This is a genomic window from Pseudomonas sp. PDM21 (genome assembly GCF_014852505.2).
Lineage (GTDB): Bacteria > Pseudomonadota > Gammaproteobacteria > Pseudomonadales > Pseudomonadaceae > Pseudomonas.
This window is the reverse complement of record NZ_CM181223.1, coordinates 1,155,220-1,173,333: the sequence shown is the minus strand read 5'-3', so window position 1 is coordinate 1,173,333 and position 18,114 is coordinate 1,155,220. Positions and strand designations below refer to the sequence as shown.

Sequence of the window (18,114 nt, the reverse complement as noted above, 5' to 3'; positions counted from 1 at the left end):
GGTGCGAGAACCTTAGAAGTAGCCCTGACGTTTCTTTTCTTCCATCGAACCGGCGGCGTCGTGGTCAATGACCCGGCCCTGGCGTTCGGAAGTTCGCGTCAGCAGCATTTCCTGGATGATTTCCGGCAGCGAAGTAGCGGTGGACTCCACCGCGCCGGTCAGCGGGTAGCAGCCCAGGGTACGGAAACGCACCATCTTCTTCTGGATGCTGGCCTTCTGCTCGGGCGTGAGGTGCTCGAGGATGCGCTCGTCGTCGATCATGATCAGCGAGCCGTTCATCTCGATGACTTCGCGCTCGGCGGCGAAGTACAGCGGCACGATCGGGATCTGTTCCAGGTAGATGTATTGCCAGATGTCCAGCTCGGTCCAGTTCGACAGAGGGAAGACGCGGATCGATTCGCCCTTCTTCACCTTGCCGTTGTAGACGTTCCACAGCTCCGGACGCTGGTTCTTCGGGTCCCAGCGGTGCTTGCTGTCACGGAAGGAGTAGACGCGCTCCTTGGCGCGGGACTTCTCCTCGTCGCGGCGGGCACCACCGAAGGCGGCATCGAAGCCGTGCTTGTCGAGGGCCTGCTTGAGGCCTTCGGTCTTCATGATGTCGGTGTGCTTGGCACTGCCGTGGGTGAACGGGTTGATGTCCTGAGCCACGCCATCGGGGTTGATGTGGGTGATCAGGTCCAGGCCCAGTTCCTCGACCATCTTGGTGCGGAAGCTGTACATCTCCTGGAATTTCCAGCGGGTGTCGACATGCATCACCGGGAAAGGCAGCTTGCCGGGGAAGAAGGCCTTGCGCGCGAGGTGAAGCATCACCGCGCTATCCTTGCCGATCGAGTACAGCATCACCGGGTTGTCGAACTCGGCGGCGACCTCGCGGATGATGTGGATGCTCTCGGCCTCCAGCTGTTTCAGATGCGTCAGTTTGTCGACCATGGCTACTCACGGAATTGCTTATGGACGGCCGGCGGGCCGTAGACGAGCGCGCACTCTATCACAGCGCAAGGCTCTAACCGGCGGCCGGGTTATACCGAAAAAATATACTGATATAGCCATACGCGCTCAGTGTGAAAACCGTTTTCAACCGGCGTCTGAAGGTGCGCTCCCGAGACGCTCGAACGAGGCGCAGCAAAGGCCCAAATACCCTCTCGGAAACAACATGGGGACTTTTCCTGCAACAGAGTCAGCGGCTTCTACGATGCTCTCCCGGCTTGTGCCCGGCCGGCACTGCGCTAGCATAGCGACACGTTTTCCTGTCCCAGAAGATTTCCCATGCGCCGCATCGCTTTCGCCCTGCCTCTGCTTGTCCTCATCTCCGCGTGCAGCAGCAAACCGACTCCCGCCCCGCAGCCGGCCGAGAAGCCGAAGACGCCGAACTTGATCACGCCGAGCGCCCATCCGGCGTTCGGCTCGGTGCAGCCGATCACCCCGCTGCGCGGCGATTACGCAAACAATGCCAACGCCAATCGCTTCATCGACATGATGGTGAGCAAGCACGGCTTCAACCGGCAAGACCTGCACGACCTGTTCGCCCAGACACAGGAACTGGACTGGGTGATCCGCCTGATGGACCGCCAGGCGCCGACCTACACTCCGCCCAGCGGCCCGAATGGCGCGTGGCTACGCTACCGGAAGAAGTTCATCACCCCGGACAACGTACAGAAGGGCGTGCAGTTCTGGGACCAGTACGAAGCCGACCTGCAGCGCGCCTCGCGCACCTATGGCGTGCCGGCGGAAATCATCGTCGGCATCATCGGCGTGGAAACCCGCTGGGGCCGCGTGATGGGCAAGACGCGGATCATCGACGCTCTGGCCACCCTCTCCTTCTCCTACCCGCGCCGCGCCGAGTTCTTCAGCGGCGAACTGGAGCAGTTCCTCCTGCAGGCGCGCAAGGAAGGCGACAATCCGCTGGAGATGCGCGGCTCCTACGCCGGCGCCATGGGCTACGGGCAGTTCATGCCCTCCTCGTTCACAAAATACGCGGTGGACTTCGACGGCGACGGTCACCGCGACCTGTGGAACCCGCGCGATGCCATTGGCAGCGTGGCCAACTACTTCAAGCAGCACGGCTGGGTTACCGGCGATGCGGTGGCGATCCCGGCCGTCGGCCAGGCGCGTTCCCTGGAAGACGGCTTCAAGACCCAGTACCCCGTCAGCGTACTGGCCAACGCCGGCCTGCGTCCGCAGGGCTCGCTGGGTAACCACCAGAGCGCCAGCCTGCTGCGCCTGGACATGGGCAACACCTACCAGTACTGGTATGGCCTGCCGAACTTCTACGTGATCACCCGCTACAACCACAGCACGCACTACGCGATGGCGGTGTGGGAGCTGGGCAAGGCGGTCGACCGCCAGCGCCACGGCTACCGCTGAGGCGCACACAAAAAAGCCGGCTCGTCGAGCCGGCTTTTTTCATGGCACCGGAAAATCAAGCCGGGTTCGGGCAATCGATGAACAGGTGCTCGATGGCGAAGCGCTTGGCCAGGTAATCGCCCAGCGCCTGCACGCCGTAGCGCTCAGTGGCGTGGTGGCCAGCGGCGATGAAGCTGATACCGTTCTCGCGCGCGCTGTGCACGGTCTGCTCGGAGACTTCCCCAGTCAGATAGGCGTCGACGCCAGCGGCAATCGTCTGATCGATGTAGCCCTGGGCACCACCGGTGCACCAGGCGATGCGGCGGATCGGCTGGCCGCCATCCACCAGCAGCGGCTCGCGGCCCAGCACGTCGCGCACATGCAGCGCGAGATCGCTCGGCAGCATGGGCTCGGCGAGCGAACCGACCAGCACGATGGAGCGCGGGTTGCCCGGTTCCAGCGGCCCTTCGATCTCGAAGCCGAGCTGGCGGCCCAGTTGCACGTTGTTACCCACCTCAGGATGCAGGTCCAGTGGCAGGTGATAGGCCAGCAGGCTGATGTCGTTGTTCAGCAGGGTCTTCAGGCGACGCTGCCTCATGCCGACCACGCGGGCGTCCTCGCCCTTCCAGAAATAGCCGTGGTGGACCAGCACCACATCGGCGCCCGCTTCCACGGCGGCATCCAGCAGCGCCTGGCTGGCGGTGACACCGGAAACGATGCGGCGCACCTGCGGGCGGCCCTCGACCTGCAGGCCGTTGGGGCAGTAATCCTGGATCTTCGCCGCGTCGAGAAAACGGTCCGCTTCCTCGACCAGCGTGCTCAGTGCGATTGCCATCGAAATTCCTCCAACATCGGCTGCGAGCGTCTATTTTCTTGGCTCGCCGCCCGTATAATGGCCGCCACCCTATCGGCCATCCCCCGGCCAAGCAACCCCAAGGATTTTCTTCGATGCTGAAGGCCCTGCGTTTCCTCGGCTGGCCCGTGCTGGTTGGCGTCCTGTTGGCGCTGCTGATCATCCAGCATAACCCGCAATGGGTCGGCCTTCCGCAGCAGGAAGTGCACCTGCAGCAGGCCCCGCTGCTCAGCCGCCTGCAGCAGGGCCCGGTCAGCTACGCCGACGCCGTGACACGCTCCTCGCCGGCCGTGGCCAACCTGTACACCACCAAGATGGTCAGCAAGCCGAACAACTCGATGCTCGACGACCCGCTGTTCCGGCGCTTCTTCGGCGATAACCTGCCGCAGCAGAAGCGCATGGAGTCGAGCCTGGGTTCGGCAGTGATCATGAGCCCCGAAGGCTACCTGCTGACCAACAACCACGTGACCTCCGGCGCCGACCAGATCGTCGTGGCCCTGCGCGACGGCCGCGAGACCATCGCCCGCCTGGTGGGCAGCGATCCGGAGACCGACCTCGCGGTACTGAAGATCGACCTCAAGGACCTGCCCTCGATCATGCTCGGCCGCTCCGACGGCATCCGTACCGGCGACGTCTGCCTGGCCATCGGCAACCCCTTCGGCGTCGGCCAGACCGTCACCATGGGCATCATCAGCGCTACCGGCCGCAACCAGCTGGGCCTGAACACCTACGAAGACTTCATCCAGACCGACGCGGCGATCAACCCGGGCAACTCCGGCGGCGCGCTGGTGGACGCCAACGGCAACCTGATCGGCATCAACACCGCGATCTTCTCCAAATCCGGCGGCTCCCAGGGCATCGGCTTCGCCATCCCGACCAAGCTGGCCCTGGAAGTCATGCAATCGATCATCGAGCATGGTCAGGTCATCCGCGGCTGGCTCGGCGTCGAAGTCCAACCGCTGACCCCGGAACTGGCCGAATCCTTCGACCTCAAGGACAAGGCCGGCATCGTCGTCGCCGGCGTCTACCGCGACGGCCCCGCCGCCAAGTCTGGCCTGCTGCCGGGCGACATCATCCTGAACATCGATGGCGAGGCTGCCAGCGATGGCCGACGCTCGATGAATCAGGTGGCGCGCACCAAGCCCGGCGAGAAGATCACCATCGAAGTGCTGCGCAACGGCAAGCCGGTGACGCTCAACGCCGAAGTCGGCCTGCGCCCACCGCCCGCCCCGAACGGCAACTGATGCCGTCCTCTTTTTCAGACCAATGAAAAACGGCGCCCGAGGGCGCCGTTTTCTTTTCCAGCGACAGTCTTACAGTTTCAGCCGCAGGGCATCGATCAGAGCCTGGTTCTGCTCTTCGGTGCCGATGCTGATGCGCAGGAACTGGTTGATCCGCTGCTGCTTGAAGTGACGCACGATCACGCCTTCCTCACGCAGGGCTGCAGCCAGTTCGGCGCCGTCGCGCTGCGGGTGGCGGGCGAAGATGAAGTTCGCCGCCGACGGCAGTACGTCGAAACCCAGCGTCTTGAGCTCGGCCACCAGCTTTTCGCGGCTGTGGATAACCGCGTTGCAGGTCTGTTCGAAATAGGCCTGGTCCTCGAAGGACGCCACCGCGCCGGCCAGCGCCAAGCGGTCCAGTGGGTAGGAGTTGAAGCTGTTCTTCACCCGCTCCAGCGCTTCGATCAGGTCCTCGTGGCCGACTGCGAAGCCGACCCGCAGGCCCGCCAGCGAACGGGACTTGGACAGGGTTTGCGCCACCAGCAGGTTCGGGTAACGGCTGACCAGGGAAATCGCAGTCTCGCCACCGAAGTCGACGTAGGCCTCGTCCACCAGCACCACGCTGTCCGGGCTCGCTTGCAGCAGGCGCTCGATGGCGTCGAGCGGCAGCAGGCAACCGGTCGGCGCATTGGGGTTGGGGAAGATGATGCCACCATTCGGGCGCGCGTATTCCTCGACACGAATCTGGAACTGCTCGTCCAGCGGCAGGGCTTCGAAGTCGATGCCGTAGAGGCCGCAGTAGACCGGATAGAAGCTGTAGGTCACGTCCGGGAACAGCAGCGGCTTGCCGTGCTGGAACAGTGCGTGGAAGGCGTGGGCCAGGACTTCGTCCGAACCGTTGCCGACGAAGACCTGGGAGGTCTTTACGCCGTGGTACTCGGCGATGGTCTGCTTCAGGCGGTCGGCGTTCGGGTCCGGATACAGGCGCAGCGTGTCGTTCAGTTCGGCCTGGATCGCGGCAACCACCTTCGGCGACGGGCCGTAGGGGTTCTCGTTGGTGTTCAGCTTGACCAGCTTGGCCAGCTTCGGCTGCTCGCCCGGAACGTAGGGCACCAGTTCCTTGACGAAGGGACTCCAGAACTTGCTCATGGGTTACTCACTCTTGCCGTCAAGGATGCGGAATTCGGCGCTGCGCGCATGGGCGGTCAGCGACTCGCCACGGGCCAGGATCGATGCGGTCTTGCCCAGCTCGGAAGCACCCGGCGCGGAGCAGAAGATGATCGAGGAGCGCTTCTGGAAGTCATACACGCCCAGCGGCGAGGAGAAGCGCGCGGTGCCGGAAGTCGGCAGCACGTGGTTCGGCCCGGCGCAGTAGTCGCCCAGCGCCTCGGCGGTGTAGCGGCCCATGAAGATGGCGCCGGCGTGGCGGATCTTCGGCAGCCAGCTTTCCGGGTCTTCCACCGACAGCTCCAGGTGTTCCGGGGCAATGCGGTTGGCAACCTGGCAGGCCTGTTCCTGGTCAGCGACGAGGATCAGCGCCCCGCGGTTGGTCAACGACGTGCGGATGATCTCGGCGCGCTCCATGGTCGGCAGCAGCTTCTCGATGCTGGCAGCCACCTTGTCGAGGAACGCAGCGTCCGGGCTGACCAGGATCGACTGGGCGTCCTCGTCGTGCTCGGCCTGGGAGAACAGGTCCATGGCGATCCAGTCCGGATCGGTGCCGCCATCGCAGACCACGAGGATTTCGGAGGGGCCGGCGATCATGTCGATGCCGACCTGGCCGAAGACATGGCGCTTGGCGGTGGCGACATAGATGTTGCCCGGACCGACGATCTTGTCCACCTGCGGCACGCTCTCGGTGCCATAGGCCAGCGCTGCCACAGCCTGGGCGCCGCCGATGGTGAATACGCGGTCGACGCCGGCGATGCAGGCCGCCGCCAGGACGATCTCATTGATCTCGCCACGCGGGGTCGGCACCACCATCACCACTTCGGCAACGCCGGCGACCTTGGCCGGAATGGCGTTCATCAGCACGGAAGATGGGTAGGACGCCTTGCCACCGGGCACGTAAAGGCCAGCGCGATCCAGCGGGGTGACCTGCTGACCGAGCACGGTGCCGTCGGCTTCGGTGTAGCGCCAGGAATCCTGCTTCTGCTTCTCGTGGTAGCTGCGCACGCGTTCAGCGGCGACTTCCAGCGCCTCGCGCTGGGCCGGGGTGATGCGGGTCAGGGCCAGTTCCAGGCGCTCGCGCGGCAGAATCAGGTCGGCCATGGTCTTGGCATCGACACCGTCGAAACGCTGGGTGAATTCGACCACGGCAGCGTCACCGCGCTTGCGCACGTCGGCGATGATGTCCAGGACGCGCTGGTTCACCGACTCGTCGGACACGCTTTCCCAGGAGAGCAGATGGTCCAGATGACGCGCGAAGTCCGGATCGGCGGCGTTGAGTCGACGGATAGCGAAGGGTGCGGTCATAGCTGGCCTCTTTAATTGGCATGATCTCGGGCGCCGCAAGACTATCAAGCCTTCCGTGCGGGCACCCGAGAAAATTTGGCTATGACACGGATAGGGCCGAAAAGCTGCTCCTGCGTTTTCGGCATTCCCGCCATCCATGGCGGTCACGGCGCGGCGGGGAGGCCGCGCGGGAAATTACGCCCGGTGTCGAGACTCCACCGCTTCGCGCAGGGTGTCGATCAGGGCCTGGATGCGAGCGTGCTGCATCTTCATCGAAGCCTTGTTCACGACGAGGCGCGAGCTGATGTGCGCGATCAGTTCCTGGGGTTCCAGGCCGTTCGCACGCAGGGTGTTGCCGGTGTCGACTACGTCGATGATCTTGTCGGCGAGGCCGACCAGCGGTGCCAGCTCCATGGAGCCGTACAACTTGATCACGTCGACCTGGCGGCCCTGTTCGGCATAGTAGCGCTTGGCGACATTGACGAACTTGGTGGCCACGCGCAGGCGACCCTTGGGCTCCGGCGCACCGACTGCACCAGCGGTCATCAGCTTGCAGTTGGCGATCTTCAGGTCCAGCGGCTCGTAAAGGCCCTGGCCACCGTACTCCATGAGCACGTCCTTGCCCGCGACGCCAAGGTCGGCGGCGCCGTGCTCGACATAGGTCGGCACGTCGGTGGCGCGCACGATAAGCAGGCGCACGTCATCGAGGGTGGTGGGGATGATCAGCTTGCGGCTCTTGTCCGGATTCTCGGTCGGCACGATGCCTGCCGCTGCGAGCAGCGGCAGGGTGTCGTCGAGGATACGGCCCTTGGACAGGGCAATCGTCAGCATTGTCTGGCTCAGCCCTAGCCTGGCACGCGGCGAATCTTCGCCCCGAGCAGTTGCAGTTTCTCTTCGATGCACTCGTAACCACGGTCGATGTGGTAGATGCGGTCGATCATGGTATCGCCATCGGCCACCAGGGCTGCGATCACCAGGCTGGCGGAAGCCCGCAGGTCGGTCGCCATGACCGGTGCGCCCTTGAGTTGCGGAACGCCGGTGACGATGGCGGTGTTGCCTTCGACCAGGATCTGCGCGCCCATGCGGTTCATCTCGTAGACGTGCATGAAGCGATTCTCGAACACGGTTTCGATGACCGCGCCGGTGCCTTCGGCGATGGCATTCAGGGAGATGAACTGGGCCTGCATGTCGGTCGGGAATGCCGGGTACGGCGCGGTGCGGATGTTCACCGCCTTCGGCCGGTTGCCCTTCATGTCCAGCTCGATCCAGTTGCTGCCGGTGGTGATGTGCGCTCCGGCTTCGACCAGCTTGGCCAGCACGGCCTCGAGGATGGTCGGATCGGTGTCCTTGAGCTTGACGCGGCCACCGGTGGCCGCCGCGGCGACCAGGTAGGTGCCGGTCTCGATGCGGTCGGGCATGACGCTGTACTTGGCGCCGCCACCCAGACTTTTCACACCGTTGATCACGATGGTGTCGGTGCCCGCGCCCTGCACATCACCGCCCATGGCGTTGATGAAGTTCGCCAGGTCGACGACCTCGGGCTCCCGCGCGGCGTTTTCCAGCACGGAACGGCCATTGGCAAGGGCTGCCGCCATCATGATGTTCTCGGTACCGGTCACGGACACGGTATCGAAGAAGAAGTGCGCGCCCTTCAGGCCACCGGCAGGGGCCTTGGCCTTGATGTAGCCGCCTTCGACGGTGATCTCTGCGCCCATGGCCTCCAGGCCGCGGATGTGCAGGTCCACCGGACGCGAGCCGATGGCGCAACCGCCGGGCAGCGCGACTTCGGCTTCACCGAAGCGGGCGACCATCGGGCCGAGCACGAGGATCGACGCACGCATGGTCTTGACCAGCTCGTACGGCGCCACCAGGGTCTTGATGGTACTGGCATCGACTTCGACGTTGAGCTTCTCGTCAATGATCGGCTGCACACCCATGCGGCCGAACAGCTCGATCATGGTAGTGATGTCGTGCAGGTGCGGCAGGTTGCAGACGGTCACCGGGGTGTCCGCCAGCAGGGTCGCGGCGAGGATCGGCAGCGCCGAGTTCTTCGCGCCGGAGATGCGGATCTCGCCATCGAGACGAGTGCCGCCGGTAATGATCAGTTTATCCATTGCTATTTTCCCCGTGGGCTCAGGAACGCTCGGCCCAGGCGGCGCGGCTGAAGAATTTCATGGTGACGGCATGGATGGCGCCGGAGGCGATCCACTCGTTCAGGTGGGCATAGATCTGTTGCTGGCGCTTGACCGGGCTCAGGCCGGCGAGCTCGTCGCTGATCAGGTTCAGCTGGAAATTGCAGCCTTCGCCTTCCACTTCGATCTGGGTACCTGGGAGTTTCGATTCCAGGAAGTTTTTGACTTCTACGGCCTGCATGCTCAACCTCGTTCGGCGCCCTACGCGCGCGGGTCGGCCATGATACAAAAAAGCCCCCCGCCTGCGAACCCCGGCAGGGGAAGTCGCGGACGGAGGGCCCTTTCAGTGTTTCAATGCTGTAACGGCAGGATCTCCAGGAGCTCGCCAACCTTGGCGATTTCCTGCATGTCCTTGGGCAGGCCGGAGATCTGCAGGGTCTTGCCGGCCTTGCGCGCATCACGGGTGTAGGACAGCAGCAGCGACAATCCGACGCTGCTGGAGCGCTCCACCGCCGAGCAGTCCAGGCGCAGCGCGCCAGCCTTGCTGGAAGCGATCAGCCGCGCGCCCTGCTGACGCAGCGCGGGGCCAGTGCTGTAGTCCAGCACGCCAGCGAGGGCCAGGTCGCCCTCGCTACGCTCCGTGATACTGCCCTGACTCATTCTGCGCCGCCTTCCGGCTGGCCCTTGGCAGCGTCCTTGGCCTTGGCGACCACCTGGCCCCATCCGGCGATGGTGGCTTCCAGGTCGTTGCGGTTCTTCTGCATGGAATCGGCAAACTGGTCACGGAAAAGCTTGCCGATGTTGATGCCGTTGATGATCACGTTACGCAGGCGCCAGTTGCCGCCCTGGTTGACCATGGTGTACTGCACCGGATAGACGGCACCGTTTCCGCCAACCACTTCCATGTTCACCGAAGCGCGATCCTGATCCTGCTTGCCGCTGTTCAGCACACGGATGTCCTGATTGTCGTACTCCAGCAGCGCGTTGCCGTAGAACTGGAACAGGCTGTTCTTGAAGGTTTCCTCGAAGCGCTTGACCTGCTCCGGAGTCGCCTGGCGGGAGTACTTGACGGTCATCACGCCCTTGGCGATGCCCTCGGAGTCGACGACCGGGCCGAGAATGCGGTTCAGGGTGTCGTAGAACGCCTGGGGATTGGCCTTGTAGCTGGCCTTGTTGGTTTTCAGGTCCGACAGCAGGCTGTCGACGGTCTGCTGCACGACCTGCTGAGCGGTCTGTTCGGCCTGGGCGAACAGCGGCAGGATCGCGAGCAGAACCAGAAAGCCACGGCGCAAGGTTTTCAACATGGAGTGAGTCCTCATTTCTTCGAGTCGTCTTTGTTGACCGAATTCAGCAGGAACTTGCCGATCAGGTCTTCCAGCACGAGTGCCGACTGGGTGTCCTTGATGGTATCGCCTTCCTTCAGCAGCTCTTCATCACCACCAACGCTGATGCCGATGTACTTCTCGCCCAGCAGGCCGGCGGTCAGGATCGAAGCGGTGGAGTCGTCCGGCAGGTTGTTGACCTGGCGATTGATCTCCATGGTCACACGACCACGATAGCTGTCATGGTCCAGGTCTACCGCAGTGACCTTGCCGATGGTGACGCCAGCCATGGTGACCTTGCCACGCACGGTGACGCCGGCAATGTTGTCGAAGTAGGCATACAGCTTGTAGGTATCGCCCGAATTGCCGATGGTCAGTCCGCTGACACGCAGGGCCAGCAGCAGCAGGGCCAGCAGGCCGGCCAGAATGAACAGGCCTACACCGATTTCCAGGGTGCGGGTTTGCATCAGAAGTCTCCAAACATCAAGGCGGTCAGGATGAAGTCCAGCCCCAGCACGGCCAGGGAGGCATACACAACGGTACGGGTGGTGGCGCGGCTGATCCCCTCGGAGGTGGGTTCGCAGTCATAACCCTGGAACACGGCGATCCAGGTCACGACGAAGGCGAACACCACACTCTTGATCACGCCATTGAGAATGTCCTTGGTGAACTGCACGCTGTTCTGCATGTTCGACCAGTACGAACCGTCATACACGCCCAGCCAGTCCACGGCGACCAGGGCTCCGCCCCAGATGCCGACGACACTGAAGATAGCTGCCAGCAGCGGCATCGAGATGAAGCCCGCCCACAGGCGCGGAGCGATGATGTACTTGAGCGGGTCGACGCCGATCATCTCCAGGCTGGACAGCTGCTCGGTGGATTTCATGTTGCCAATCTCGGCGGTCAGCGCGGAACCCGCACGCCCGGCGAATAACAGACCGGTCACCACCGGTCCCAGTTCACGCAGCAGCGTCAGCGCGACCATCTGGCCGACCGCCTGCTCGGAGCCGTAGCTCGCCAGTATGTTGTAGCCCTGCAGGGCCAGCACCATACCGATGAACAGGCCGGAGACGACGATGATCGCCAGCGACAACACGCCAACCGAGTACAGCTGCTTGATAAGCAGCTGGAAGGCGCCGCTGTGCACGCGGCGACCGAAGATGGCGTGCACCAGGAACAGGGTCGAACGGCCCAGCGATTCGAGGACATCGAGGCCCGCACGCCCGAGCAGGCGAACTCGCTCGAGCGGTGAAGTCTTGCGCATCAACGTTCTCCCAGCAGGTCGGCGCGGTAATCGCGAGCAGGATAGTGGAACGGCACCGGACCATCCGGGATGCCCTTCATGAACTGACGAACCCGCGGATCATCGAGACCCTGGAGGTCGGCCGGCGTTCCGTGACCGAGCACGCGACCGTCACCGACGATATAGATGTAATCGGCGATGCTCGCGGTTTCCGCGAGGTCGTGGGACACCACGATACTGGTGATCCCCAGGGCATCGTTGAGCAGACGGATCAGGCGCACCAGTACGCCCATGGCGATCGGGTCCTGGCCCACGAAAGGCTCGTCGTACATCAGGATCTGCGGGTCCAGCGCGATAGCGCGGGCCAGCGCCACGCGACGCTTCATGCCGCCGGACAGCTCATCGGGCATCAGCTCGACCGCTCCGCGCAGACCAACAGCCTGCAGCTTCATCAGCACGATGTCGCGGATCATGTCCTCGGGCAGCTCGGTGTGCACGCGCAGCGGGAAGGCGACGTTCTCGAAGACATCGAGGTCGGTGAACAGCGCTCCACTCTGGAACAGCACGCCGAACTGCTTGCGCATGTCGAACAGATCGCTGCGACCCAGCGTGGGAAGGTTCTGGCCATTGACCCACACCTCACCGCTCGCCGGACGCAGCTGGGCGGCGATCAGTCGCAACAGGGTGGTCTTGCCACAACCCGACGGTCCCATGATCCCGGTGACCTTGCCGCGTGGAATGCGGATGTCCACGTTATCGAAAATCTTACGCGTGCCACGCTTGAAGCTCAGGCCCTTCAGCTCGACCGCGTATTGGTCATTGGTGCTCATAGAACTCCTTTCATCACGGCGCTGTCCGTTGCCCCGTCTGTCACACGGCAGAAACACGGCGCGGCAGGCCGAACGGCCGCGAACTATAACACCCCGCGAAGCCACGCCCCAAGGACTGCTAAGCCACTGTTAAGGCACAGTTCAGCAAAATGCGCACAACATTGAGATACCAGTGATGAAGCCTTTGCCGCTTTCCCGTTATAATCTCGCACTTCATTTTGCCCCGCGCCTTTCGAACATGAGCCAGAAACACGATTTCATCCAGTCGGCACAACGCACCATCCGCCTCGAGCGCGACTCGGTGGATGCTCTGTTGCCGCGCATTGGCGCCGATTTCTCCCTGGCCTGCGAGCTGCTGCTGGCCTGCAAGGGCCGCGTGGTCGTGGTCGGCATGGGCAAGTCCGGGCACATCGCCCGCAAGATAGCCGCCACCCTGGCCAGCACCGGTACCCCGTCCTTCTTCGTACACCCGGCCGAGGCCAGCCACGGCGACATGGGCATGATCACCAAGGACGACGTCGTCCTGGCCCTGTCCAACTCCGGCTCTACCGCCGAAATCATCACCCTGCTGCCGCTGATCAAGCGCCTGGGCATCACCCTGATCAGCATGACCGGCAACGCCGAGTCCCCGCTGGCCAAAGCCGCCGCAGTCAATCTCGACGCCAGCGTCGAGCACGAAGCCTGCTCGCTGAACCTGGCACCGACCTCCTCCACCACGGTTTCCCTGGTGATCGGCGACGCGCTTGCCATCGCCCTGCTGGAAGCCCGCGGCTTCACCGCCGAAGACTTCGCTTTCTCGCATCCGGGCGGTGCACTGGGCCGCCGATTGTTGCTGAAAGTGGAAAACATCATGCACGTGGGTGAAGCATTGCCGCAGGTTTCTCCCGGCACTTCGCTCAGCGGCGCCCTGCTGGAAATGACCCGCAAGGGCCTGGGCATGACCGTCATCCTCGGCGAGGACGGCCGCCTGGCCGGGGTCTTCACCGACGGCGACCTGCGCCGCACCCTGGACAAGGGGCTGGACTTCCGCCAGGTGACCATCGACCAGGTAATGACCGTGCATGGCAAGACCGCCCGCCCGGACATGCTCGCCGCCGAAGCCCTGAAGATCATGGACGACCACAAGATCAACGTACTGGTAGTGGTCGACGACAAGGACCATCCGGTCGGCGTCCTGCACGTCCACGACCTGACCCGCGCGGGAGTCATCTGAATGACCGCCGACCTGCTGCAACGCGCGAAGGCGGTCCGCCTGGCGGTGTTCGACGTCGATGGCGTGCTCACCGACGGCAAGCTCTACTTCCTGCCCGACGGTGGCGAATTCAAGACCTTCAACACCCTGGACGGCCAGGGCATCAAGATGCTGATGAACTCCGGCGTGCGCACCGCGATCATCACCGGCCGCTCGAGCCCGGTGGTCGAGCGCCGGGCGAAGAACCTGGGCATCAATCACTTGTTCCAGGGCCGCGAGGACAAGCTGGTCGCCCTCGATGAACTGCTTGCCGAACTGGGTCTAGGCTATGAAGAAGTCGCCTACCTGGGCGACGACCTGCCTGACCTGCCAGCCATTCGCCGTGCAGGCCTCGGCATGGCAGTCGCCAGCGGCGACGCTTTCGTCCGTCAGCACGCCGACGGAGTGACCCAGGCCCGTGGCGGCGAAGGCGCGGCCCGCGAGTTCTGCGAACTGATCCTGCGCGCCCAGGGCAACCTCGAAGCTGCCCAGAACGCGTATCTCTAGAGCCGAACATGCCCAAGACATTCCAACAGAAGCTGTTGTTCGCCCTGATCGCCATCGGGCTGATCGCCCTCGGCTATTACTGGAACGTGCGCCTGGACTTCAACGAGCGCCAACTCAAGTCGCAGACCAGCGACGCCATCGATTTCTACGTAGTGAACGCCAAGAGCGTTCAGTACCGCGTCGACGGTTCCCTCGCCTACGAGATGACCGCCGACAAACTCGAACACCTGAAAGCAAGCGACGTGACCCTGGTTACCACGCCCGATCTCTACTTCCACCGGGAGAATGAGCCTCAGCCGTGGCACGTCCAGAGCGTTCGCGCCGAAGTGGCCCCCGAAGGCAAGCAGGTCGAGCTGATCGACGATGTGCGCGTCGCGCGCACCGACGCCCAGCAGCGCACGCTCCTGCTCAACACCTCACGCATGACGGTGTTCCCAGACAAGGACTATGCGCAGACTGACCAGCCCGTGAAGATCACCGAACCCAATGGTGTGACCACGGCAGTTGGCATGAAAGCGTATCTGAAAGACAGCCGGATGCTCCTGCTGTCCAACGTAAGAGGTCAGCATGAGGCTCGTTAACACCCTCCCCCTTCTTTTCAGCCTCGCCGCCGCCATCGGCAGCTCTGCCGCCTGGGCTCTTCCCACCGACCGGGAACAGCCGATCCGCGTCCAGGCCGACAGCGCCGAACTGGATGACAAGCAGGGCGTGGCCGTGTATCGCGGCGACGTGGTGGTAACCCAGGGCAGCATGAAGCTGACTGGCAACACCGTTACGCTCAAGCAGAACAAGGACGGCGAGATCGAAGTCGTCACCTCGGTCGGCAAGCCCGCCTACTTCGAACAGAAGCCGGCGCCGGACAAGCAGATCACCCAGGCCTATGGCCTGACCATCCAGTACTTCGTCTCGCAGAACCGCGTCGTTCTGATCGACCAGGCCAAGGTGATCCAGGAAGGCAACACCTTCGAAGGCGAGAAGATCGTCTATGACACCCAGCGCCAAATCGTCAACGCAGGCCGCGCCACCGGCTCCCAGGTGACCACGCCGCGCCCGCGTATCGACATGGTCATCCAGCCCAAGAAAAAGCAGGATCAAGCGCAGTAATGGCTACGCTAACCGCCCAGCACCTCGCCAAGAGCTACAAGAGCCGGCAAGTCGTCCGCGACGTCAGCATGAGCATCGAGAGCGGGCAGATCGTCGGCCTGCTCGGCCCCAACGGAGCGGGCAAGACCACCTGCTTCTACATGATCGTCGGCTTGGTCCGCGCCGATCAGGGCGTTGTGCGCATCGACGAGCAGGATGTCACCCACCTGCCCATGCACGGCCGCGCGCGCGCCGGCATCGGCTATCTGCCGCAGGAAGCCTCGATCTTCCGCAAGCTGTCGGTGGCGGACAACATCGGCGCGATCCTCGAGACCCGCACCGACCTCGATCGCGCCGGCCGCCAGGAAGCCCTGGAAGGTCTGCTCGAGGAATTCCACATCCACCACATCCGCGACAACCTCGGCATGAGCCTGTCCGGTGGTGAGCGTCGCCGCGTGGAAATCGCCCGCGCGCTGGCCAGTTCGCCGAAGTTCATCCTGCTCGATGAACCCTTCGCCGGCGTCGACCCCATCTCCGTAGGCGACATCAAGCAGATCATCCATCACCTCAAGGCCAAGGGCATCGGCGTACTGATCACCGACCACAACGTCCGCGAGACCCTGGATATCTGCGAAACGGCGTACATCGTCAACGACGGTCAGTTGATCGCCGAAGGCAGTGCCGAGAGCATCCTCGCCAATGACCTGGTGAAGGAAGTCTACCTGGGCCACGAGTTCCGCCTCTAAGCCCCTGCGGCGCGCCCTTTCCAGGGCGCAGCAGCTCCACCTCTCCCCCAAGCGTGGCGCGGCTCGTCGGCCGTTCCGCGACGTACCCGGCTGCCTGGGCTGCCCTGGCGCAACCGGGTTGTAACGAAAGGTCGACAGCCCCTAGGCAAAGCGTCCAAACTCAGGCATATAATTTGCTTCCTCGCGGCACCCCGGTGTCCGTAGTCGTGGATATGGCGCGCTTCGCGCCAGCGAACAAGGTGCCTAGTTCCAGCCATGAAACCATCGCTAGTCCTCAAGATGGGCCAGCAGCTGACGATGACTCCGCAGCTGCAACAGGCCATCCGACTGCTCCAGCTCTCCACGCTGGACCTCCAACAGGAAATCCAGGAAGCCCTGGAGTCCAACCCGATGCTGGAGCGCCAGGAAGAAGGCGAGGACTTCGACAACAGCGATCCCATGGCAGACGGTGCCGAGTCGGGCGCCAACGGCACCAGCAGCAGCTCCCAGGACAACTTCCAGGAAAGCACCACGCCCAACGCCGACAGCCTCGACGAGGACCAGTGGGCCGAGCGCATCCCCAACGAGCTGCCGGTCGACACTGCCTGGGAAGACATCTATCAGACCAGCGCCAGCAGCCTGCCGAGCAACGATGACGACGAGTGGGACTTCACCTCTCGCACCTCCGCCGGCGAAAGCCTGCAGAGCCATCTGCTGTGGCAACTCAACCTCCTGCCGATGTCCGATACCGACCGCCTGATCGCCCTGAGCATCATCGACGGCATCACCGATGACGGTTACCTCGACGAGTCCCTCGACGACATCCTCGCCTCCATCGACCCGGAACTGGGCGTGGAGATGGATGAAGTGGAAGTCGTCCTGCGCCGCGTGCAGCAACTCGAACCCGCAGGGGTCGGTGCGCGCAACCTGCGCGAATGCCTGCTCCTGCAACTGCGCCAGATGCCGGCCAAGACCTACCTGCTGGCCGAGGCTGTCCGCCTGGTCAGCGATCACCTGGACCTGCTCGGCAGCCGCGACTACAGCCAGCTGATGCGCCGCATGAAGCTCAAGGAAGACGAGCTGCGCGAGACCATCGAGCTGATCCAGTCGCTACACCCGCGCCCCGGCTCGCAGATCGAATCCGGCGAAGCCGAATACGTCGTTCCGGATGTCATCGTGCGGAAGAACAACGACCGCTGGCTGGTGGAACTGAACCAGGAAGCGGTGCCGCGACTGCGCGTGAACTCGCAGTACGCGGGCCTCGTGCGCCGAGCCGACTCCAGCGCCGACAACACCTTCATGCGCAATCAGTTGCAGGAAGCGCGCTGGTTCATCAAGAGCCTGCAGAGCCGCAACGAGACGCTGATGAAGGTGGCGACACAGATCGTCGAGCACCAGCGCGGTTTCCTCGAGTACGGCGAGGAAGCGATGAAGCCGCTGGTCCTGCACGACATCGCCGAGGCGGTGGGCATGCACGAGTCGACCATCTCCCGCGTCACCACGCAGAAGTTCATGCACACGCCGCGTGGCATCTTCGAGCTGAAGTACTTCTTCTCCAGCCACGTCAGCACCTCCGAAGGCGGCGAGTGCTCGTCCACCGCGATTCGCGCCATCATCAAGAAACTGGTCGCGGCGGAAAGTCCGAAAAAGCCATTGAGTGACAGCAAGATCGCTGGTTTACTGGAGGCACAGGGCATTCAAGTGGCACGTCGTACCGTCGCCAAGTACCGGGAGTCCCTAGGAATCTCTCCCTCGAGCGAGCGCAAGCGGCTGGTGTGACGTTGATCCACGCCAAGGTGTTCCGGCGGCAGGCCCCCTAACCTGCCACTTACACACGGGCAACAAGGAGAAAGCGGTATGCAAGTCAACATCAGTGGACATCAACTGGATGTGACCGACGCCCTGCGCGACTATGTCGGCGAGAAACTTGGCCGACTGGAGCGCCACTTCGACAAGATCACCAATGTTCAGGTCATCATGGAGGTCGAGAAGCTGAAGCAGAAAATTGAAGCCACCCTCCACATCGCCGGTGGCGAAGTGGTGGCCTGCGCCGAACATGAAGACATGTACGCGGCCATCGACCTGCTCACCGACAAGCTCGACCGCCAACTGATCAAGCACAAGGAAAAATACCTCGAACGCCAGCAAGGTGTTGGCGTCCGTTAACCCCT

General features: G+C 63.4%; 21 protein-coding genes. 9 read left to right on the top strand and 12 right to left on the bottom strand.

The features are described from left to right. Positions 1–12: 12 nt before the first annotated feature. Positions 13–930 (bottom strand): sulfate adenylyltransferase subunit CysD, encoded by a 918-nt coding sequence (gene cysD, locus IB275_RS05645; RefSeq protein WP_045209600.1) that lies wholly within the window; start codon positions 928–930, stop codon positions 13–15. 336 nt (positions 931–1,266) lie between these two features. On the opposite strand from cysD, the gene mltB reads away from it, so the two are divergent. Then, on the top strand, positions 1,267–2,364 hold the full coding sequence (gene mltB / locus IB275_RS05640; protein ID WP_192289995.1) for a lytic murein transglycosylase B: 1,098 nt from the start codon (positions 1,267–1,269) through the stop codon (positions 2,362–2,364). 55 nt (positions 2,365–2,419) lie between these two features. Here mltB and IB275_RS05635 read toward each other — a convergent pair whose 3' ends face one another. Continuing rightward, a complete protein-coding gene (locus IB275_RS05635; protein WP_192289997.1) occupies positions 2,420–3,178 on the bottom strand; it encodes a Nif3-like dinuclear metal center hexameric protein in 759 nt (252 codons plus the stop codon). Positions 3,179–3,291: 113 nt separating this feature from the next. Between IB275_RS05635 and algW the strand changes: the two genes are divergently transcribed. Next, positions 3,292–4,440 carry a Do family serine endopeptidase AlgW gene (gene algW, locus IB275_RS05630; RefSeq protein WP_081517465.1) on the top strand — a complete coding sequence of 383 codons (1,149 nt, stop codon included), beginning with the start codon at positions 3,292–3,294 and terminating at the stop codon, positions 4,438–4,440. Between the two features lie 69 nt (positions 4,441–4,509). Here the strand turns inward: algW and hisC are convergent, their stop codons facing one another. The 10 genes from hisC to IB275_RS05580 all read right to left on the bottom strand — a co-directional run bounded on the left by hisC (position 4,510) and on the right by IB275_RS05580 (position 12,397). After that, a complete protein-coding gene (gene hisC / locus IB275_RS05625) occupies positions 4,510–5,565 on the bottom strand; it encodes a histidinol-phosphate transaminase (protein WP_192290000.1) in 1,056 nt (351 codons plus the stop codon). Between the two features lie 3 nt (positions 5,566–5,568). Then, on the bottom strand, positions 5,569–6,891 hold the full coding sequence (hisD, locus tag IB275_RS05620; protein WP_192290002.1) for a histidinol dehydrogenase: 1,323 nt from the start codon (positions 6,889–6,891) through the stop codon (positions 5,569–5,571). A gap of 174 nt (positions 6,892–7,065) precedes the next feature. Further along, positions 7,066–7,701 carry an ATP phosphoribosyltransferase gene (gene hisG / locus IB275_RS05615; RefSeq protein ID WP_017518137.1) on the bottom strand — a complete coding sequence of 212 codons (636 nt, stop codon included), beginning with the start codon at positions 7,699–7,701 and terminating at the stop codon, positions 7,066–7,068. Between the two features lie 14 nt (positions 7,702–7,715). Then, positions 7,716–8,984: a UDP-N-acetylglucosamine 1-carboxyvinyltransferase gene (murA, locus tag IB275_RS05610; RefSeq protein ID WP_192290004.1), complete on the bottom strand. Its 1,269-nt coding sequence runs from the start codon at positions 8,982–8,984 to the stop codon at positions 7,716–7,718. 19 nt (positions 8,985–9,003) lie between these two features. Beyond that, complete coding sequence (locus tag IB275_RS05605) at positions 9,004–9,243, bottom strand: BolA family protein (protein ID WP_017518139.1); 240 nt, start codon at positions 9,241–9,243, stop codon at positions 9,004–9,006. Between the two features lie 110 nt (positions 9,244–9,353). Further along, positions 9,354–9,662 carry an STAS domain-containing protein gene (locus IB275_RS05600; RefSeq protein ID WP_192290006.1) on the bottom strand — a complete coding sequence of 103 codons (309 nt, stop codon included), beginning with the start codon at positions 9,660–9,662 and terminating at the stop codon, positions 9,354–9,356. Further along, positions 9,659–10,306, bottom strand: a complete 648-nt coding sequence (locus IB275_RS05595; protein WP_192290008.1) for a Tgt2/MlaC family protein — start codon at positions 10,304–10,306, stop codon at positions 9,659–9,661. Before IB275_RS05595 ends, IB275_RS05600 begins: the two co-directional genes overlap by 4 nt. A gap of 11 nt (positions 10,307–10,317) precedes the next feature. Further along, complete coding sequence (gene mlaD, locus IB275_RS05590) at positions 10,318–10,791, bottom strand: outer membrane lipid asymmetry maintenance protein MlaD (RefSeq protein WP_045209590.1); 474 nt, start codon at positions 10,789–10,791, stop codon at positions 10,318–10,320. After that, positions 10,791–11,588, bottom strand: a complete 798-nt coding sequence (mlaE, locus tag IB275_RS05585; protein ID WP_045209589.1) for a lipid asymmetry maintenance ABC transporter permease subunit MlaE — start codon at positions 11,586–11,588, stop codon at positions 10,791–10,793. Before mlaE ends, mlaD begins: the two co-directional genes overlap by 1 nt. Beyond that, the gene (locus IB275_RS05580; protein WP_024766540.1) at positions 11,588–12,397 is read right to left on the bottom strand and encodes an ATP-binding cassette domain-containing protein; all 810 of its coding nucleotides are present in this window, start codon (positions 12,395–12,397) and stop codon (positions 11,588–11,590) included. Before IB275_RS05580 ends, mlaE begins: the two co-directional genes overlap by 1 nt. A gap of 238 nt (positions 12,398–12,635) precedes the next feature. On the opposite strand from IB275_RS05580, the gene IB275_RS05575 reads away from it, so the two are divergent. From IB275_RS05575 to hpf, 7 genes are all read left to right on the top strand, one after another. Then, positions 12,636–13,610 (top strand): KpsF/GutQ family sugar-phosphate isomerase, encoded by a 975-nt coding sequence (locus IB275_RS05575; protein ID WP_192290010.1) that lies wholly within the window; start codon positions 12,636–12,638, stop codon positions 13,608–13,610. Further along, on the top strand, positions 13,611–14,135 hold the full coding sequence (locus IB275_RS05570) for a KdsC family phosphatase (protein WP_054906618.1): 525 nt from the start codon (positions 13,611–13,613) through the stop codon (positions 14,133–14,135). Between the two features lie 8 nt (positions 14,136–14,143). After that, positions 14,144–14,716 carry an LPS export ABC transporter periplasmic protein LptC gene (gene lptC, locus IB275_RS05565; RefSeq protein ID WP_045209586.1) on the top strand — a complete coding sequence of 191 codons (573 nt, stop codon included), beginning with the start codon at positions 14,144–14,146 and terminating at the stop codon, positions 14,714–14,716. Next, on the top strand, positions 14,703–15,239 hold the full coding sequence (lptA, locus tag IB275_RS05560) for a lipopolysaccharide transport periplasmic protein LptA (protein ID WP_017518148.1): 537 nt from the start codon (positions 14,703–14,705) through the stop codon (positions 15,237–15,239). Before lptC ends, lptA begins: the two co-directional genes overlap by 14 nt. Continuing rightward, a complete protein-coding gene (lptB, locus tag IB275_RS05555) occupies positions 15,239–15,964 on the top strand; it encodes an LPS export ABC transporter ATP-binding protein (RefSeq protein ID WP_081517456.1) in 726 nt (241 codons plus the stop codon). Before lptA ends, lptB begins: the two co-directional genes overlap by 1 nt. A gap of 255 nt (positions 15,965–16,219) precedes the next feature. Then, positions 16,220–17,722 (top strand): RNA polymerase factor sigma-54, encoded by a 1,503-nt coding sequence (locus tag IB275_RS05550; RefSeq protein ID WP_192290012.1) that lies wholly within the window; start codon positions 16,220–16,222, stop codon positions 17,720–17,722. Positions 17,723–17,800: 78 nt separating this feature from the next. Beyond that, positions 17,801–18,109 carry a ribosome hibernation-promoting factor, HPF/YfiA family gene (hpf, locus tag IB275_RS05545; RefSeq protein ID WP_017518151.1) on the top strand — a complete coding sequence of 103 codons (309 nt, stop codon included), beginning with the start codon at positions 17,801–17,803 and terminating at the stop codon, positions 18,107–18,109. Positions 18,110–18,114 lie beyond the last annotated feature (5 nt).

What these genes read in the sequence shown, in the direction of transcription:
- hisG (WP_017518137.1), bottom strand. Translation starts at nt 7,701, where the DNA reads ATGCTGACGATTGCCCTGTCCAAGGGCCGTATCCTCGACGACACCCTG.
- algW (WP_081517465.1), top strand. Translation starts at nt 3,292, where the DNA reads ATGCTGAAGGCCCTGCGTTTCCTCGGCTGGCCCGTGCTGGTTGGCGTC.
- lptA (WP_017518148.1), top strand. Translation starts at nt 14,703, where the DNA reads ATGAGGCTCGTTAACACCCTCCCCCTTCTTTTCAGCCTCGCCGCCGCC.
- murA (WP_192290004.1), bottom strand. Translation starts at nt 8,984, where the DNA reads ATGGATAAACTGATCATTACCGGCGGCACTCGTCTCGATGGCGAGATC.
- IB275_RS05550 (WP_192290012.1), top strand. Translation starts at nt 16,220, where the DNA reads ATGAAACCATCGCTAGTCCTCAAGATGGGCCAGCAGCTGACGATGACT.
- lptC (WP_045209586.1), top strand. Translation starts at nt 14,144, where the DNA reads ATGCCCAAGACATTCCAACAGAAGCTGTTGTTCGCCCTGATCGCCATC.
- lptB (WP_081517456.1), top strand. Translation starts at nt 15,239, where the DNA reads ATGGCTACGCTAACCGCCCAGCACCTCGCCAAGAGCTACAAGAGCCGG.
- IB275_RS05575 (WP_192290010.1), top strand. Translation starts at nt 12,636, where the DNA reads ATGAGCCAGAAACACGATTTCATCCAGTCGGCACAACGCACCATCCGC.
- mltB (WP_192289995.1), top strand. Translation starts at nt 1,267, where the DNA reads ATGCGCCGCATCGCTTTCGCCCTGCCTCTGCTTGTCCTCATCTCCGCG.
- IB275_RS05570 (WP_054906618.1), top strand. Translation starts at nt 13,611, where the DNA reads ATGACCGCCGACCTGCTGCAACGCGCGAAGGCGGTCCGCCTGGCGGTG.
- cysD (WP_045209600.1), bottom strand. Translation starts at nt 930, where the DNA reads ATGGTCGACAAACTGACGCATCTGAAACAGCTGGAGGCCGAGAGCATC.
- mlaD (WP_045209590.1), bottom strand. Translation starts at nt 10,791, where the DNA reads ATGCAAACCCGCACCCTGGAAATCGGTGTAGGCCTGTTCATTCTGGCC.
- IB275_RS05595 (WP_192290008.1), bottom strand. Translation starts at nt 10,306, where the DNA reads ATGTTGAAAACCTTGCGCCGTGGCTTTCTGGTTCTGCTCGCGATCCTG.
- mlaE (WP_045209589.1), bottom strand. Translation starts at nt 11,588, where the DNA reads ATGCGCAAGACTTCACCGCTCGAGCGAGTTCGCCTGCTCGGGCGTGCG.
- IB275_RS05605 (WP_017518139.1), bottom strand. Translation starts at nt 9,243, where the DNA reads ATGCAGGCCGTAGAAGTCAAAAACTTCCTGGAATCGAAACTCCCAGGT.
- IB275_RS05635 (WP_192289997.1), bottom strand. Translation starts at nt 3,178, where the DNA reads ATGGCAATCGCACTGAGCACGCTGGTCGAGGAAGCGGACCGTTTTCTC.
- hisD (WP_192290002.1), bottom strand. Translation starts at nt 6,891, where the DNA reads ATGACCGCACCCTTCGCTATCCGTCGACTCAACGCCGCCGATCCGGAC.
- hisC (WP_192290000.1), bottom strand. Translation starts at nt 5,565, where the DNA reads ATGAGCAAGTTCTGGAGTCCCTTCGTCAAGGAACTGGTGCCCTACGTT.
- hpf (WP_017518151.1), top strand. Translation starts at nt 17,801, where the DNA reads ATGCAAGTCAACATCAGTGGACATCAACTGGATGTGACCGACGCCCTG.
- IB275_RS05600 (WP_192290006.1), bottom strand. Translation starts at nt 9,662, where the DNA reads ATGAGTCAGGGCAGTATCACGGAGCGTAGCGAGGGCGACCTGGCCCTC.
- IB275_RS05580 (WP_024766540.1), bottom strand. Translation starts at nt 12,397, where the DNA reads ATGAGCACCAATGACCAATACGCGGTCGAGCTGAAGGGCCTGAGCTTC.